The 16,309-nt window shown below is 51.4% G+C and carries 14 protein-coding genes and 1 riboswitch; of the genes, 11 read left to right on the plus strand and 3 right to left on the minus strand.

Going from position 1 to position 16,309, the window contains the following annotated elements:
• Window positions 1-107: 107 nt before the first annotated feature.
• Window positions 108-1,736 (plus strand): Na/Pi cotransporter family protein, encoded by a 1,629-nt coding sequence (locus DES37_RS15265; RefSeq protein WP_110026559.1) that lies wholly within the window; start codon window positions 108-110, stop codon window positions 1,734-1,736.
• Window positions 1,737-1,796: 60 nt separating this feature from the next.
• Here DES37_RS15265 and panS read toward each other — a convergent pair whose 3' ends face one another.
• Both panS and lysC read right to left on the minus strand, forming a co-directional pair.
• Window positions 1,797-2,729: a ketopantoate/pantoate/pantothenate transporter PanS gene (gene panS / locus DES37_RS15270; protein ID WP_110026561.1), complete on the minus strand. Its 933-nt coding sequence runs from the start codon at window positions 2,727-2,729 to the stop codon at window positions 1,797-1,799.
• A gap of 126 nt (window positions 2,730-2,855) precedes the next feature.
• Window positions 2,856-4,217 carry a lysine-sensitive aspartokinase 3 gene (gene lysC / locus DES37_RS15275; RefSeq protein WP_110026562.1) on the minus strand — a complete coding sequence of 454 codons (1,362 nt, stop codon included), beginning with the start codon at window positions 4,215-4,217 and terminating at the stop codon, window positions 2,856-2,858.
• Between the two features lie 154 nt (window positions 4,218-4,371).
• Window positions 4,372-4,565, minus strand: a riboswitch (Lysine riboswitch).
• Between the two features lie 311 nt (window positions 4,566-4,876).
• Between lysC and kduI the strand changes: the two genes are divergently transcribed.
• From kduI to DES37_RS15325, 10 genes are all read left to right on the plus strand, one after another.
• The gene (kduI, locus tag DES37_RS15280; RefSeq protein ID WP_110026564.1) at window positions 4,877-5,725 is read left to right on the plus strand and encodes a 5-dehydro-4-deoxy-D-glucuronate isomerase; all 849 of its coding nucleotides are present in this window, start codon (window positions 4,877-4,879) and stop codon (window positions 5,723-5,725) included.
• 60 nt (window positions 5,726-5,785) lie between these two features.
• Window positions 5,786-6,775 (plus strand): TRAP transporter substrate-binding protein, encoded by a 990-nt coding sequence (locus tag DES37_RS15285; RefSeq protein ID WP_110026566.1) that lies wholly within the window; start codon window positions 5,786-5,788, stop codon window positions 6,773-6,775.
• 62 nt (window positions 6,776-6,837) lie between these two features.
• Window positions 6,838-7,347, plus strand: a complete 510-nt coding sequence (locus DES37_RS15290; protein WP_110026568.1) for a TRAP transporter small permease — start codon at window positions 6,838-6,840, stop codon at window positions 7,345-7,347.
• Window positions 7,348-7,350: 3 nt separating this feature from the next.
• Window positions 7,351-8,658 (plus strand): TRAP transporter large permease, encoded by a 1,308-nt coding sequence (locus DES37_RS15295; protein ID WP_036102964.1) that lies wholly within the window; start codon window positions 7,351-7,353, stop codon window positions 8,656-8,658.
• Between the two features lie 71 nt (window positions 8,659-8,729).
• Window positions 8,730-9,533: an IclR family transcriptional regulator gene (locus tag DES37_RS15300; RefSeq protein WP_200874762.1), complete on the plus strand. Its 804-nt coding sequence runs from the start codon at window positions 8,730-8,732 to the stop codon at window positions 9,531-9,533.
• Between the two features lie 258 nt (window positions 9,534-9,791).
• A complete protein-coding gene (pgi, locus tag DES37_RS15305; RefSeq protein WP_110026569.1) occupies window positions 9,792-11,441 on the plus strand; it encodes a glucose-6-phosphate isomerase in 1,650 nt (549 codons plus the stop codon).
• A gap of 375 nt (window positions 11,442-11,816) precedes the next feature.
• The gene (yjbE, locus tag DES37_RS26210) at window positions 11,817-12,152 is read left to right on the plus strand and encodes an exopolysaccharide production protein YjbE (protein ID WP_036102969.1); all 336 of its coding nucleotides are present in this window, start codon (window positions 11,817-11,819) and stop codon (window positions 12,150-12,152) included.
• A gap of 62 nt (window positions 12,153-12,214) precedes the next feature.
• Window positions 12,215-12,850: a YjbF family lipoprotein gene (locus DES37_RS15315; RefSeq protein WP_036102971.1), complete on the plus strand. Its 636-nt coding sequence runs from the start codon at window positions 12,215-12,217 to the stop codon at window positions 12,848-12,850.
• The gene (locus DES37_RS15320; protein ID WP_110026571.1) at window positions 12,850-13,605 is read left to right on the plus strand and encodes a capsule biosynthesis GfcC family protein; all 756 of its coding nucleotides are present in this window, start codon (window positions 12,850-12,852) and stop codon (window positions 13,603-13,605) included. The genes DES37_RS15315 and DES37_RS15320 overlap by 1 nt, the downstream gene beginning before the upstream one ends.
• Window positions 13,605-15,695 carry a YjbH domain-containing protein gene (locus DES37_RS15325; protein WP_110026573.1) on the plus strand — a complete coding sequence of 697 codons (2,091 nt, stop codon included), beginning with the start codon at window positions 13,605-13,607 and terminating at the stop codon, window positions 15,693-15,695. The genes DES37_RS15320 and DES37_RS15325 overlap by 1 nt, the downstream gene beginning before the upstream one ends.
• Here the strand turns inward: DES37_RS15325 and DES37_RS15330 are convergent.
• Window positions 15,682-16,242, minus strand: a complete 561-nt coding sequence (locus DES37_RS15330; RefSeq protein WP_170123778.1) for a GNAT family N-acetyltransferase — start codon at window positions 16,240-16,242, stop codon at window positions 15,682-15,684. The genes DES37_RS15325 and DES37_RS15330 overlap by 14 nt on opposite strands.
• Window positions 16,243-16,309 lie beyond the last annotated feature (67 nt).

Raw genomic sequence — 16,309 nt, forward strand, 5'->3', positions numbered from 1 at the left:
CTTGTCTTTTCTTTACAAGCTATCACATATACTGATTAATCAGGTTGCTATGAAATGATACAAGACCGGTGGGTATAAACCCCGGCTGACAATAAAAAGGAGTGCCTTTGCTGACATTACTTCATTTGCTTTCGGCGATTGCCATGCTGGTATGGGGAACACATATTGTGCGAACCGGCGTGATGCGCGTGTTTGGCGCGCGTTTACGCAGTGTGCTCAGTGGCAGTATTTCACGTAAACCCATGGCGTTTTGCGCCGGTATTGGTGTTACAGCCCTGGTGCAAAGTAGCAACGCAACAACGTTACTGGTGACATCGTTCGTTTCACAGAACCTGGTGGCCCTGGCACCTGCACTGGTCATTGTGCTGGGAGCCGATGTCGGGACCGCGCTGATGGCACGAGTTCTGACATTTGACCTTTCCTGGCTGTCACCGTTACTGATCTTTATTGGCGTTATCTTTTTCCTTGGCCGTAAACAAACACGGGCCGGGCAACTGGGGCGGGTGGGGATTGGCCTTGGGCTTATTCTGCTGGCACTGGAGTTGATTGTGCAGGCGGCCACTCCCATTACTCAGGCCTATGGCGTCAAAGTGATTTTCGCCTCGCTGACCGGCGATATCTTGCTGGATGCGTTAATTGGCGCGGTGTTTGCGATTATCAGTTACTCCAGCCTGGCGGCAGTATTGCTGACGGCCACATTAACCGCAACAGGTGTTATCGCTTTCCCGGTCGGGCTTTGTCTGGTGATTGGTTCAAACCTGGGTTCCGGCATTCTGGCGGTGATTAACAACAGTGCCGCCGCACCCGCTGCACGCCGGGTTGCGCTGGGGAGCCTGTTATTCAAACTGATTGGCAGCCTGTTGGTACTGCCCTTTGTGCATGTCCTTGCCCGGGGAATGCAGCACCTGCCAGTGTCTGATTCAGAACTGATCATTTACTTCCATGTGTTTTATAACCTGATTCGTTGCCTGGCGATGCTGCCTTTCGTGGACAGCATGGCGCGGTTGTGCAGTACGCTGGTGAAATCGCCACCGGAGCTGGATAACAGTGTGCGGCCGAAGCACCTGGACAGCTCCGCCCTGAGCACCCCAGCGCTGGCACTGGCGAATGCGTCGCGGGAAACTCTGCGCATGGGCGACCGTGTGGAGCAAATGCTCGCTTTGTGGCAAAGAGAACTGAAAGGCGAACCGCGGCTGGAAAAGATATTGCGTAACCAGGCGGAAGAGGTCGATGTTCTGCATAACGCCATCAAGCTGTATTTAGCCCGTATTCCGCGGGATGAGCTGGCTGAAGAGGAATCCCGGCGTTGGGCGCATATCATTGAAACATCCATGAACCTGCAGCAGTCTGCTGAAATTATTGAACGCATGGGGATTGAGGTGGCAGATAAATCGTTGTCTGCCCGGCGGGCATTCTCGCCACAAGGTATGGAAGAGCTGGACAGCCTGATAAACCAACTGGAAGAGAACCTCAAACTGGGGGTTTCAGTATTTTATTCAGGGGATGTGTCCAGCGCCCGGCGTTTACGCAGGCACAAGCACCGCCTGCGGATCATGATTCGCCGCTATTCTCATGCCCATGTTAACCGCCTGCATGAGCAAAACGTGCAAAGCATTGAAACCAGTTCACTGCACCTTGGTTTGTTGGGGGATATGCGGCGCTTGAACTCATTGTTCTGTGCAGTGGCGTACACGGTGCTGGAACAACCTGACGACGACGAACGCGAAGAGAGTTAATTGCCCGCCAGGCCATATTGCGCCTGGCGAGTAACCCAACAACAGCCCCGGAAATCGGGGTTATTTTTGGGCTTCTGTTTTCTGTTTTACCGGCTTCCCGGACCAGTAACCCGCCAGCAACGACCCGGACAGGTTATGCCACACGGAAAACAGAGCGCCGGGCAACGCAGCCAGCGGGGTAAAGTAAATTTTCCCCAGCGCCGCAGCCAGGCCAGAGTTCTGCATGCCAACTTCCAGCGCCAGGGTACGGCAGGTGGATTCGTCGAAGCCAAACAGCCGCCCGCCCCAGTAACCGCCTAATAACCCAATCGCGTTATGCAGAATAACCGCCACAATCACCACCAGGCCAACCGAGGCAATATTTGCCGCGCTACCTGCCACCACTGCAGTAATAATGGCGAGAATACACACCATTGAGAACGCGGGCAGCCAGGGTTCAACGGCTTTCACCAGCCGGGGCAGAGTGTGGTGAATCACCAGGCCCAGTGCAATCGGGATGATGACAATTTTCAGAATACTCAGCAGCATGCCAGCGATATCCACCTGAATATCGGCCGCGACATACAGCCGGGTGAGCAGCGGTGTGGCAAATACGCCCACCAGAGTGGAAACAGACGAAATAGTGACAGACAGCGCCACATCGCCTTTTGCCAGAAAGATCATGACATTCGAAGCGGTACCACTGGCAACACTGCCAACCAGAATCATCCCGGCAGCCAGGTCAGGTGGCATATGAAACAGTTTTGCCAGTCCCCAGGCGGCCAGTGGCATAACCAGGTAATGCAGGAAAATCCCGGCAGCAACCGGGGCAGGGCGTGACAGCACACGTTTAAAATCATCCACCTTCAGGTGCACGCCCATGCCGAGCATAATCAGCATTAACAACGTAGTGACCCAGGGGCCAATGGGCGTGAAAGTGGTAGGCGTGTAATACGCCATAACAGAAAGCAGTACGGCCCAAAGTGGGAACAGCCGCGTTAGAACGGTTAACATGGTTTTTCCTTGCAGGTTGTTGTGTTTATAGTGTTTTTATTGGGTGTTTCTGATGTTTTTGCCGCCATTCAGTAACAAACAGGGCGCTGATGCGCCCTGGGAACAATAGCGGGTTGAACCTGGTGTTTATTCGAAAAGATTACGGTGCAGTTTGCGCACCACATCTTCGGCTTCATTGCCAGGCACCAAAAAGCACAGGTTATGGCTGGAGGCACCATAGCAAATCATGCGAATGTTGAAAGGCTCCAGGACACCAAATACCTCTTTACCAACACCACAGGCTTTAGACAACTCATTGCCAATCAATGCCACCAGCGCCAGGTTCTCTTCAACTTCGACCCGGCATAATGACGACAACTCGGTCAGCAGCGCGGTGGTTAACAGAGAATCACCTGTTGAGGTTGAGCCGGTGGTATCCAGCGTGATAGCCACGCTGACTTCAGATGTGGTGATTAAATCGACCGAAATATTATGGCGCGCCAGAATGGTAAATACCTCAGCCAGAAAACCACGGGAATGCAGCATGCTCAGGCTATGTAAGGTAAGTAATGTCTGGCGGCGGCGCAGTGCCAGCGCGCGGAATAACGGGGGGTTTTCGGTTGTGCCACAGACCATGGTACCGCCAGCCGATGGGTCTTTACTGCAACCAACAAACACCGGGATTTCACTGCGTACTGCAGGAAGTAAAGTTGCCGGGTGCAGTATTTTGGCACCGAAAGTCGCCATTTCGGCGGCTTCTTCAAACGCAATTTCATCTATGCGTTTCGCCGCAGGCACAACACGCGGGTCGGTAGTGTAAATGCCGGGGACATCAGTCCAGATATCCACCCGGCTTAAATGCAGTGCTTCACCAAGCAGTGCGGCTGTGTAGTCGCTGCCGCCACGGCCAAGTGTAGTGGTACGGCCTTTGGCCTCACTACCAATAAAACCCTGAGTAATAACCAGTGATTCAACCAGGCGAGGCTGCAAGTGGGTTTGTGCCAGTTCTGCCAGTGCTGCAATATCGGGTTCGGCTTTACCAAACCGGTCACTGGTACGCATAATTTTACGCACATCAAACCATTGCACTTCTTCACCCCGTTCCCGCAACACTTCCACAAATAACAGCGTGGACATCAACTCACCATGGCTGACCAGTTCATCTGTAAGCGCGTTGGATGTTGCCAGTGAGGCAGCTTCGGCAAGAGTGGTAATATTTTCGAGCAGGCGATCTATCTCTTCACGAATGACCAGCGGGTTGGCGAGGCGCTCAAGAATATCGTATTGAATCTTACGAATGGCATCCAGCTTAACAAAACGTTCTGTCGCTTCCAGGCCTTCAGACAAGGCAACCAGTAAGTTGGTGACGCCAGCAGACGCAGACAAAACAACCAGGCGTACCTGTTTATTTGCCAGCACGACATCTGCGCTGTGATTCATGGCGTCGAAATCAGCGACACTGGTACCACCGAATTTGGCAACCACTGTCTGGGAAAGTGCGTGAGTCATTATAACCTCGTGTCAGGGCCACTTTGGGTGGCAATATCTTTATACCCGGCACTCCATGTGGGCTAAACAGGAAGCCGTGGGTATTTCATCAGCCTTGGCACAAGGGAAGAGCGATAAACGGGAGACGTAGACAGGTTAAAACAAGCACTACGATACACCCAGAAGCGCCCCACCTTGCGAAACGAACGACTGCCGGACGTTTCTGGTGACAACCCAGGGGATTCAGCCCCTGCAGCCGATAACGCGTACGACCAGATACGTGTTACCTCGGCGCCGCTCCCCCTCTTATGCCATCTGCGTACTGGTTACTCAGACATAATACCTGGGCGGCGCGCCTCTTCTGGCTTACACGAATCACTTCGTATAAGTAGCGCTAATAGAAATAATTCGTTCGGCGAACATTGTCAACGCTCTTTAATTGCGGATTTTTCATTCTGCCGCATAACTCGCCATTCAGAAGTGCTCCCTCCGTATTTTTAACCGGGTTGTTTTGCTCTCCAGACCGGTCGTTATTCCTGTTTGTTTTATCAACAGCACTATGTGTTTTTTCTGGCTATTAAAAATAGGGCCGGGATTCACAGGTTTGATTATTCATATATGAATTATGTTGATCACCTATGAATAGTTTTTACACTGAAATTCAACCAAGGAGACCCCCGATGAAAACAACCTGGAATACCCATCCTGATGATGTCCGCACTTATGACAGCGAGCGCCTGCGTGACACGTTTCTTACTGAATCTCTGTTCACCCCTGGCGAAATTCATGTGGTGTACAGCCATATCGACCGGGTGGTGGCGCTTGGTGTTTGCCCACAAGCAACACCACTGGCACTGGATGAAGTGATTGATACCAAAGCGTTTGGTACACCTTTTTTTCTTGCCCGCCGGGAAATGGGCCTGGTGAATCTGGGGGGGCCGGTTGAGGTAACATGCAACGAAGGTGAGAGCTACCAACTGGAGTACCTGGACGGGCTCTATCTGGGGATGGGCACACAGGCAGTAAGCTTTCGTTCACTTAGCGAAGACCCACAAACAGAAACCGCGGTTTACTGCCTGAGCGCCCCCGCTCATCACACCTGGCCTTCCCGCATTATCAAACGTGAAGAGGCGCGCCAGGTAGAACTGGGCAGCCAGCAAAATGCCAACCTGCGCCTGCTGACCCAATACCTGCACCCGGAAGTGCTCACCACCTGCCAGCTCTGCATGGGCATTACCCATCTGCGCCCGGGTAATGTGTGGAACACCATGCCAGCACACACCCATGCACGCCGTATGGAAGCTTACCTGTATTTCAACATGGCGCCGGACCAGGTGGTATTCCACTTTATGGGCGAACCCCAGCAAACCCGCCACCTGGTGGTGCGTAACAAACAACTGGTGCTGTCACCCAGTTGGTCAATTCATTCTGGTTGCGGCACCCGGCAGTACAGCTTTGTGTGGGGAATGGCGGGTGAAAACCAAACCTTCGATGACATGGATTTTGTTGCAATGACGGACCTGCGCTGAGAACGCAGATAACAAAATAACAGTGAATGACTGATTAAAACCTCTGATGGAGACCCGATTATGTTGACGAAAACGACCTTTAAACGCCTGGCGCTGTGTTCGGTATTAAGTGGCCTGTTGAGCGTCTCTTCTCTGGCGCATGCCGCAAAAGAGATTAAAGCCGCCTTTAACCAGTCGGATAAGCACCCTCAGTACCTGGCACTGAAAGAGCTGGGCGATAAGCTGGCTCAACAAACCGAGGGGCGTTACAAGCTGAATATCTTCCCTAACGAATTATTGGGTGATCAGCGTGCCGCGCTGGAATTAGTGCAAAACGGCGCGGTGCAAATGGCGGTGGTCGCAAACCCTCTGGCGGAGAATTACGATAAAACCTTTACCGTGATTGGCCTGCCGTATATCTACAGCGGCCCGGCTCACCAGGAAAAAGTCTTTACCTCCGGTGTGCTTGACCCGTTATTTGCATCCACCTCCCGTTTCGGCTTTACGGTGTTAACCGCCTATACCGCCGGGGCGCGCAGCATGTACACCAAAGCTGGCCCGGTAAATACCCCGGCTGATATGAAAGGGAAGAAAATTCGTGTCATGCAGTCTGACACCATGCTGAAAATGCTGACCTGCATGGGCGGCACTGGTGTGCCTATGAGCCAGAGCGAAGTCTACACCGCTATTCAACAGGGCGTGCTGGATGGTGCAGAAAACAATGAAATCACCTATGCCGACCTGAAGCAGTATGAAGTTGCGCCTTATTTCTCTGCCACACGCCACCTGATGGTGCCGGACCTGGTTGTAGTCAGTACCGATTTCCTGGAAAGCATGTCAAAACAGGATCAGGAAACGTTACGCAAGCTGGCAAAAGAAAGCACGCTGACCGAATTCCGCCTGTGGGCTGAGCAGATTGAGCAGGCCAAAAAAGTAGCGGAAGAAAAGGGCGCGAAATTCAATGAAGTGAATATCCAGCCGTTCCAGGAAAATTGCAAAGGTCTGCAAACTGAACTGGTGAAAACACCGGAACAAAAAGCGCTCTACGAAAAAGTTGTCGCACTTCAGTAAACTCCCTCGCCCGGTAAGCCAGCGCTTGCCGGGTTGCCGTTATCGACAAAGGAACATAAGCCATGGCGGTGCTCGAGACGTTCAAAAAATACCTTGATACCTTCGTCGCCTGGGTTTGTATCGGCATTGTCGGCCTGATGACAGTGCTGATCACCTGGCAGGTAATTACCCGTTATTTATTTAACAGCCCCAGCGCTGTCAGCGAAATATTATCGCGCTACCTGTTTATCTGGCTCATTTTGTTTGGCAGCGCTTATGTGTTTGGGCTGCGTGAACATATGGCTATCAGCTTTATTAAAGATAAGTTCTCCCCACGGGTGAAAATTATTACTGACATGTTTACCGAACTGGCTATCGCTGTTTTTACTTTCACCATCATGATAATTGGCGGCTACCACACCGTGTTGCGGCAAATGTGGCAACTGGATTCCGCCCTGCAAATTCCCATGGGATACATCTACAGCGCCATTCCATTGAGTGGCGGGCTGATTATTTTCTATTTCCTGTACAACGAAATTCACCTGTTCCGGCGCCTGAATACGCTGAACAGTGCACCAGGCGGGGAGGAATAAACAATGGATATAGCCCTGATTGCAGCATTAATCATGTTTTGTGGCACTGTGTTTTTCCTGGTTATTGGTGCGCCTATCAGTATTAGTGTGGGGATTTCTTCGTTTGGGGCAATGCTGGCTATTTTGCCCATGAAAGGCGCGATGATTACCTCTGCCCAGCGTATTTTCGTTGGCCTTGATTCGTTTGCACTGCTGGCTATTCCCTTCTTTATTCTGGCAGGCAACATTATGAATAACGGTGGGATAGCTATTCGGCTGATCAATTTCTCCAAAATTTTCAGCGGCTTTTTGCCCGGTTCACTGGCGCAAACCAATATTGTCTCCAATATGTTGTTTGGCTCGATTAGCGGCTCAGGTGTGGCATCAGCCGCGGCGGTTGGTGGCATTATGTCGCCGATTCAGCGCAAAGAAGGCTATGACCCGGCGTTCAGTACCGCAGTGAATATTGCATCTGCACCAACGGGCATGTTGATCCCACCCAGTAACACGCTGATTGTCTACGCAACAGTGGCCGGGAGTGTGTCGATTTCCGCGCTGTTTATGGGCGGCTATGTCCCCGGTATTTTGTGGGGGCTTGGTGTGATGCTGGTGGCGGGCTTTATGGCAAAGCGCCGGGGTTACGTATTGCGCCACACCATGTCATTGCGGGAATGCCTGAAAGTGGCGGTGGACGCTATTCCCAGTTTATCCATGATTGTGGTGGTGATAGGCGGGATTCTGGGTGGCGTATTTACGGCAACAGAAGCCTCGGCTATTGCCGTTGTGTATTCACTGTTCTTGAGCCTGTGCTACCGCTCTCTGGATGTCAGAACGTTACCGGCTATTTTTCTGAGTACAGCAAAGATGTCGGCAATTGTTATCTTTATGCTGGCAACATCGTCGATTATGTCCTGGGTGATGGCGTTTACTCAGATCCCTGGCATGATTGCGGACTCGCTCCTCTCACTGACCAGTAACCCCATCATTATTTTGCTGATCATTAATATCGTATTACTGTTCGTGGGTACTTTTATGGATCCCACCCCTGCGGTACTGATCTTTACACCTATCTTTCTGCCCATCTGCACCGGGCTTGGGATGGATCCGGTACAGTTTGGCATCCTGCTGGTGTTTAACCTGTCGCTCGGGACCATTACGCCACCTGTCGGGCCGATTCTGTTTACCGGGTGCAAAGTCAGCGGAATATCCATTGATGCGGTGGTAAAAACCCTGCTGCCATTCTTCGTGGTGATAGTCGGCGTCTTGATGCTGGTGACTTACATCCCGGCCATTTCTATGACAGTGCCCCAACTGATGGGGTTGATTAAATAAGCGCGCCTGGTGGCACTTTGTTCTTGTGTGCCACCAGGTTAAAGTCTGTTCCTGTTAACGATTTTTCGCCTGTGACCCCCAAGATTATGACGACAGAGTACCGTGCTCCCGCCCTTGAAAAAGGGCTGGCTATCCTTGAGTTGCTGGCCGCACAGGATGAGCCATTAACCAAAAAGCAAATTGCTGAACGGCTGAACCGCAGCGTCAATGAAATTTTCCGCATGCTCTCGGTGCTGCAGGAACAGCATTACATTGATTATAAAGAAGATGTGTCAGGTTACGTTCTGACACTCAAAATGTTTACCCTGTCTAACCAACACCCACCGGTTGCCATGTTGCTCAAACGGGCAGGCAGCCTGATGGAGCAACTGTGCCTGCAAGTAAACCAGTCTTGCCACCTCAGCCAGTACAGTAATGGCCAACTGGTGGTTATCGCCCGTCAGGAAAGCCCGTATAAAATGGGGTTCAGCCTGCGTACTGGTGCTCATTTGGATATCTGCGCTTCTGGTTCAGGGATTGTGCTGTTGAGTTACAGTGAAGAGAGTGAGCGCCAGCGTATGATTGCGCTGGACGACGCCACAGATGAACAGGTGGCCTATGCCCGCAGCCAGATAGCGACCACTATCGAACAAGGGTACTACCAGGGGGAAAGCCCGCAAATATCCGGGGTTACGAACATCAGTGCACCAGTGTTTGGCGCACGAGGGGATTTGCTGGCCGTGATAACCGTGCCCTATATGACCCTGAATACCCGCACTGTACACCACCCGGTAGAAGATATTGAGCACACCCGGCAGGCATTGCTGGCGGTCGCCAGTCAACTCAGCCAGCACATCATTTCACGCTGTGACAGCAGCGAAAGCAGCCCCTGTTAGCCGATACTGGTAACATTTCTGTGCCAGTTTTGCGGCTATTCCCCGTGGGCTGGCACTTCTCTGATTCTCTCTCCCCGCTTTTTTTGCCCCAGAATGTGCAACATGGGCTCTGTGTGCCTGATGAAAACTACCAGGAAACTGAAATACATCAAATGTTATGGGTAACATCATGCTATGACACAGAAAATCATCACAAATGCAGCATACAAGCGCTACAATCGTGTTCAGTCACAATTCTCAAATCAAAAGAGTGTTGCTATGAAAAATATCAATCCAACGCAAACCGCAGCCTGGCAGGCGCTTGAGAAACACTTCGCCGACATGAAAGACGTCACTATCAGTGAACTCTTTGCTAAAGAAAGCGATCGTTTTTCTCGTTTTTCCGCTACTTTCAACGATTTGATGCTGGTGGATTATTCCAAAAACCGCATCACGCAGGAAACGCTTGATAAATTACTGGCCCTCGCAAAAGAGACAGACTTGTCTTCTGCTATTAAGTCTATGTTCTCCGGCGAAAAAATTAACCGGACTGAAGACCGCGCTGTTCTGCATGTTGCGTTGCGCAATCGTAGCAACACACCAATCCTGGTCGATGGCAAAGATGTCATGCCGGAAGTGAATGCGGTGCTTGAGAAGATGAAACACTTCTCTGAAGCCATTATCAGCGGCGAATGGAAAGGTTACACCGGTAAACCGATTACTGACGTAGTTAACATTGGTATTGGTGGCTCTGACCTTGGTCCGTTCATGGTGACAGAAGCCCTGCGCCCGTACAAAAACCACCTGAACATGCATTTTGTGTCTAACGTTGATGGCACCCATATTGCGGAAGTGCTGAAAAATGTTAGCCCGGAAACCACGCTGTTCCTGGTGGCTTCCAAAACGTTCACCACTCAGGAAACCATGACCAACGCGCACAGCGCCCGTGACTGGTTCCTGAAAACTGCCGGTGATGAAAAACACGTTGCCAAACACTTTGCTGCGCTGTCCACCAATGGCAAAGCGGTAAGCGAATTCGGTATTGATACTGCCAACATGTTTGAATTCTGGGACTGGGTTGGCGGCCGTTATTCCTTATGGTCTGCGATTGGCCTGTCCATCATTCTGTCTGTGGGCTTTGATAACTTTATTCAGTTGCAAAGTGGCGCACACGAAATGGACAAACATTTCGCCAGCACCCCGCTTGAGCAAAACCTGCCGGTTATCCTCGCACTGATTGGCATCTGGTATAACAATTTCTTCGGCGCTGAAACCGAAGCTATTCTGCCATACGACCAGTATATGCACCGTTTCGCGGCCTATTTCCAGCAAGGGAATATGGAATCCAACGGCAAATATGTTGACCGTAACGGCAACGCAGTGGATTACCAGACCGGGCCAATTATCTGGGGTGAACCGGGCACCAACGGTCAGCATGCGTTCTACCAGCTAATTCACCAGGGCACCAAACTGGTTCCGTGTGACTTTATTGCACCGGCAAGCACTCACAACCCGTTGAGCGACCATCACCAGAAACTGCTGTCCAACTTCTTTGCGCAAACAGAAGCGCTGGCATTCGGTAAATCTCGTGATGTAGTGGAACAAGAGTTCCGTGACCAGGGTAAAGACCCGGCAACGCTGCAGCATGTGGTGCCGTTTAAAGTATTCCAGGGCAACCGCCCAACCAACTCCATCCTGTTGCGTGAAATTACTCCGTTCAGCCTTGGCGCACTGATTGCGCTGTATGAACACAAAATCTTCACTCAGGGCGCTATTCTCAACATCTTCACGTTTGACCAGTGGGGTGTTGAACTGGGTAAACAACTGGCTAACCGCATTTTGCCGGAACTGGGTGACCAGAGCGCGGTGGAAAGCCACGACAGTTCCACCAACGGCCTGATTAACCGTTATAAATCCTGGCGCGCTTAATTTATTAAGTTTCGCTATATATTTTAAAATGCCGGTTTTATACCGGCATTTTTTATAAGATAAATCTGTGAAAAAAACGCACATAACCATTAATTATGAGTAAGGTTATTCTGAAAAGCGTTTAATCTATTATTATCCCTCGCCATTCTTTTCAGACAAAACGGATTATTCATCTAAATAATTTAAATCTAACTAGTTGATTTTTATCTGTTTGGTAATTCTAATTTGCTGTGAATTTCTTTATATCTTCATCTTTTCTGAAAACCCATCGGGTTATTCGCTGTGAGCCAAATCACACCGGGTTGTTGTGTATACTCGATCGCGCCTGAAAAGTTTTCAGGTAAATCTCCATTCATTTAGTGAAGGGAAATTGTTATGAAGAAACTCGTCTATGGCGCATTTGCCATATTTGCACTTGCTGCGGCTGGTTCTGCCAGTGCAGCACCTGGTTTCGGCCAGAGCGGTGCAGCGACCAGTGCGACTCCGGTTAGTTTTGGCCAGGCTTCTGGCCCGGCTGCCGGTTTGAGCCAGGTTGGTTTCGGTCATGCTGCTGGCGCTGCCGCCAGTTCAGTTTCTGTTGGTAGTTCAGCAGCAGCCGGTGCCAGCACAATGGGTTCCGCAATGGGTATGGCTTTAGCCGCAACCGGTGGTGGTAACGGTGCAAATACCGGAACCACTACAACAACGACGACCAGTACGGCCACTCGCTAATTAGTGAGTGTTTTAATCATAACCACACTTCGGTGTGGTTATTTTGACCCCGGGGACGTGTGGTGAAACGACTGCTAATAATTATGATTTGCCTGCTTCTTCAGGCGTGTTCAGCAACCACGAAAGGGCTTGGGGTATCGTTGTGGGACAGCCTGTGGGGCGATAACGGCGTCAAACTCACTGACGACGAAATTCAAAACATGCCTTATGCCAGCCAGTACGTTTCTTTAAATGGCGGGCCACGTATCTTTGTTGTTCTGGCCTGGGATGAACAGGGCCAGCAAAAATGGGCCACTCAGGATGGCGCGGTGATGGTGGCACAACACGGGCGTCTGGTGAAAACTCTGGGCCTGACAGATAACCTCCTTGAAGTGGATAACCTTAGCGTAGACCCGCTGGCGAACGTAGCGACGTTACAGGACGGTGCGCAGTGGACCCGGCGCATGGGCTGGACTGAGCACCAGCAAGTGCGCTATGCCGTTGCCCGTTCAACATTCCACTGGGATGGCACAGACACCCTGAAAATTGCCGATAAAACCCTGGCAGTGAGGGTGCTTAATGAAGAAGTCACTACAGATGATGCCAGTTGGCAGAACCGCTACTGGGTCTCTTCTTCAGGATTAATTCTCCAGTCCCGTCAGTATTTAGGTGGCGATTATTATCCGGTCACCCAGCTCTTGTTAAAGGCGGCACAATAATGAATTTGACAAAAACCGCACCGATTCTCTTTTCCCTGATGATGGGGTTTACCGCAGGCCCGGCTTCCACCTGGGCTGCAGGCACTGTCACCGTGAACATGCCAGGCAACAGCACTCCAGTACAACTGAATAATGTCGCCAGACTGGCAGATGTCGTTACAGCACCAGAGGTACACAGCGATTGGTGGCGGGGCGCGGTGATCAGCTACCAGGGCGCCAGCATCAAAATGCAACAAGAACACCAGCAATTACTGGCAGACCTGGATGCACTGGCCCGGGATGAAGGCGGCGACAGCGGTGCGGCTATTCAGGCATTGCGGGCACAACTGGCTCTGGTGAAAGTGACAGGGCGCCAACTGGTACGTCTCGACCCGGACTGGTTACGGTTGCACAGCCAGCAGAACGTACCACTGGAAGGGCAATACCAGCTCTGGCTTCCCACACAACCCAATACCGTGACCATACTGGGCCTGGTCAGCAAACCCGAAACTGTAGCCTTTACACCTGGGGAATCTGTGGCGGATTACCTGGATGACCAAAGCCTGCTCAGTGGTGCTGAGCGTAGCTATGCCTGGGTGATTTACCCGGATGGAACAACTGAGCAAGTCCCCGTGGCGTACTGGAATAAGCGCCATGTTGAACCCTCTCCGGGCAGCCTGATTTTTGTTGGCTTTGGTTCGCATTTGTTCTCATCGTCGTGGGACGAGTTGAATAAGCGCATCCTGACTTCTCTGACCCATCGGATACCAGATTGATGAAGAAAAAATATTTATACAGTCTGATGGCGATGGCCGTGGCAACGGCCTGTCATGCTGAAACTTATGTCGCGCCAGACAACACAACGCAATCAGACTTTGGTGGCGTGGGATTACTGCAAACCCCCACTGCCCGAATGGCTCGTGAAGGCTCTTTCAGCTTTAACTACCATGATAACGACCAGTACCGCTTTTATTCTGGTTCCATTCAGTTATTCCCCTGGCTGGAAACCACACTGCGTTATACCGACGTGCGTACCCGCAAATACAGTAACGTAGAGGCGTTCTCTGGCAACCAAACCTACAAAGATAAATCCTTCGATATGAAACTGCGTTTGTGGGAAGAAGGATACTGGTTGCCACAAGTCGCTGTTGGTCTGCGTGATATTGGCGGTACCGGGCTGTTTGACAGTGAATACCTGGTCGCCAGTAAAGCCTGGGGGCCATTCGATTTCTCGCTCGGCATTGGCTGGGGTTACCTGGGCACCAGTGGCAATATCAAAAACCCGTTCTGTAGTGTCAGTGGCAGCTATTGCTACCGTGACACCAGCTACCAGGCGGCAGGTTCACTCAGTGCGGGTAACATGTTTCATGGCCCGAGTGCTTTATTTGGTGGGATTGAATACCAAACCCCGTGGCAGCCACTGCGCCTGAAGCTGGAATATGAAGGCAACAACTACAGTGATGAATACGCCGGGGTAATCGAGCAAAAAAGTAAATTTAACGTCGGGGCTGTTTACCGTTTATCAAACTGGGCTGATGCCAGCCTGAGCTATGAGCGCGGCAACACGTTCATGTTCGGTTTTACCCTGCATACCAACTTTAATGATTTGAGCCATTACTGGACAGACAGCCGCCGCCCGGCATATGAGCCGCAGCCACAGGATGCCGTGCTGCAACATACCGTAGTGGCAAACCAGTTAACCCAACTGAAATACAACGCCGGGTACATCGACCCGAAAATCCAGATCAAAGGCGATACCTTATATGTTTCTGGTGACCAGGCAAAGTACCGTGATGGAGATGAAGGCGTGGTGCGTGCAAACCGCATCATCATGAATGATCTCCCGGCGGATATTCGTACCATTAAGGTTACGGAAAGCAGTGTGAATTTGCCGCAGGTTACCACTGAAACCGATGTCGCCAGCCTGAAACGCCATCTGGAAGGTGAACCTCTGGGGCAGGAAACGCCGTTACTGCAAAAACGGGAAAACCCGGATATTCCGGATGACACTGAGCAAGGCTGGTATATCGAGAAAAGCCGCTTCAATTACTCGCTCGACCCAGTGCTGAACCAGTCTGTAGGTGGCCCGGAAAACTTCTACATGTACCAGTTAGGGGTAATGGGAACGGCGGATTACTGGCTGACCGACCATTTATTAACTACCGGCAGCCTGTTCGTGAACCTGACCAACAACTACAGCAAATTTAATTACACCAGTAGCGACTCTGTGTTACCGCGAGTTCGTACTCGTGTACGTGAATATGTGGAAAACAATTACTACATCAATAACCTGCAGGCGAACTACTTCCAGTATCTGGGTAATGGTTTTTACGGCCAGGTATATGGTGGTTACCTGGAAACCATGTTTGGCGGTGTCGGGACAGAGGTATTGTGGCGCCCACTGGACAGCGACTGGGCGTTAGGTGTCAATGCTAACTACGTGAAACAGCGCGACTGGACCAGCCCAACAGACATGATGAAATTCACTGATTACAGCGTGAAAACCGGCCATGTTACTGCATACTGGAATCCGTCATTTGCACCAGATGTGTTGATGAAGCTGAGTGTTGGGCAGTATCTGGCAGGCGACAAGGGCGCGACGCTGGAAGTGTCGAAACACTTCGACAGCGGGATTGTGGTCGGGACTTACGCCACTATCACCAATGTGTCGCCAGACGAATACGGCGAAGGGGATTTCACCAAAGGGGTGTATATTTCTGTACCGATGGATCTGTTCAGCGCCTACCCGACACGCAGCCGTGCGCAAGTCAGTTGGTCGCCGCTTACCCGTGATGGTGGGCAGATGCTGGGCCGTAAATTCGACCTCTACAGCATGACCAGCGACCGCAGCGTTAACTTCCGTTAACCTGAGGCTTCCCCGGTGCAGTTCCTGGCCGGGGAAGTGACATCGCCATCAGTAAAATATCACTGGTTTGCGTTGCACTTTGAAACACCAGCTTCTTCATAACATGCATCCCCTGGCGCATGTAAAAACGCCGGGCGCCATGATTTTCTGCAAGCACTTCCAGCCACAACGACGTTTCCCCATGAGCCATTGCCCGGGTGATTATCTCGTCAAAAAAAGCCTGCCCCAGTCCTTGCCCGGTAAGCCCCGGCAGCAAATAGATTTTGTTCAGAAACGCGCCCTGAGGCGAGGGGTGTGCTAGCCGTTCATGCCAGGTCAGTTCGGCAAAACCGACTGGTTTGCCTGCTTCGGCAACCAGCCACTGGTTACCGGGCGTGCCCATCCGCTCGCGAATCGCGGCAGGATCAAAGGATTTATGCATGAATGCCTGCATCTCTTGTGGGTTATTCCACAAGTGAGCAAAGTGGTGCTGATAACTTTCGGTGCCCAGTTGGTGAAGCAGTGGCGCATCCTTTTCGCCTGCTTCCCGAAAAGAAAATTCCATCATAGTCATGCCTGTATACCGCGGTTAATGACAGGTATCTTGCCATCGTTCTGTTTTACCCGGCAACCAG

The organism is Mangrovibacter plantisponsor (assembly GCF_003182475.1).
GTDB lineage: Bacteria > Pseudomonadota > Gammaproteobacteria > Enterobacterales > Enterobacteriaceae > Mangrovibacter > Mangrovibacter plantisponsor.

What these genes read in the sequence shown, in the direction of transcription:
- panS (WP_110026561.1), bottom strand. Translation starts at nt 2,729, where the DNA reads ATGTTAACCGTTCTAACGCGGCTGTTCCCACTTTGGGCCGTACTGCTT.
- lysC (WP_110026562.1), bottom strand. Translation starts at nt 4,217, where the DNA reads ATGACTCACGCACTTTCCCAGACAGTGGTTGCCAAATTCGGTGGTACC.
- kduI (WP_110026564.1), top strand. Translation starts at nt 4,877, where the DNA reads ATGAAAACAACCTGGAATACCCATCCTGATGATGTCCGCACTTATGAC.
- DES37_RS15285 (WP_110026566.1), top strand. Translation starts at nt 5,786, where the DNA reads ATGTTGACGAAAACGACCTTTAAACGCCTGGCGCTGTGTTCGGTATTA.
- DES37_RS15290 (WP_110026568.1), top strand. Translation starts at nt 6,838, where the DNA reads ATGGCGGTGCTCGAGACGTTCAAAAAATACCTTGATACCTTCGTCGCC.
- DES37_RS15295 (WP_036102964.1), top strand. Translation starts at nt 7,351, where the DNA reads ATGGATATAGCCCTGATTGCAGCATTAATCATGTTTTGTGGCACTGTG.
- pgi (WP_110026569.1), top strand. Translation starts at nt 9,792, where the DNA reads ATGAAAAATATCAATCCAACGCAAACCGCAGCCTGGCAGGCGCTTGAG.
- yjbE (WP_036102969.1), top strand. Translation starts at nt 11,817, where the DNA reads ATGAAGAAACTCGTCTATGGCGCATTTGCCATATTTGCACTTGCTGCG.
- DES37_RS15320 (WP_110026571.1), top strand. Translation starts at nt 12,850, where the DNA reads ATGAATTTGACAAAAACCGCACCGATTCTCTTTTCCCTGATGATGGGG.
- DES37_RS15325 (WP_110026573.1), top strand. Translation starts at nt 13,605, where the DNA reads ATGAAGAAAAAATATTTATACAGTCTGATGGCGATGGCCGTGGCAACG.
- DES37_RS15330 (WP_170123778.1), bottom strand. Translation starts at nt 16,242, where the DNA reads ATGATGGAATTTTCTTTTCGGGAAGCAGGCGAAAAGGATGCGCCACTG.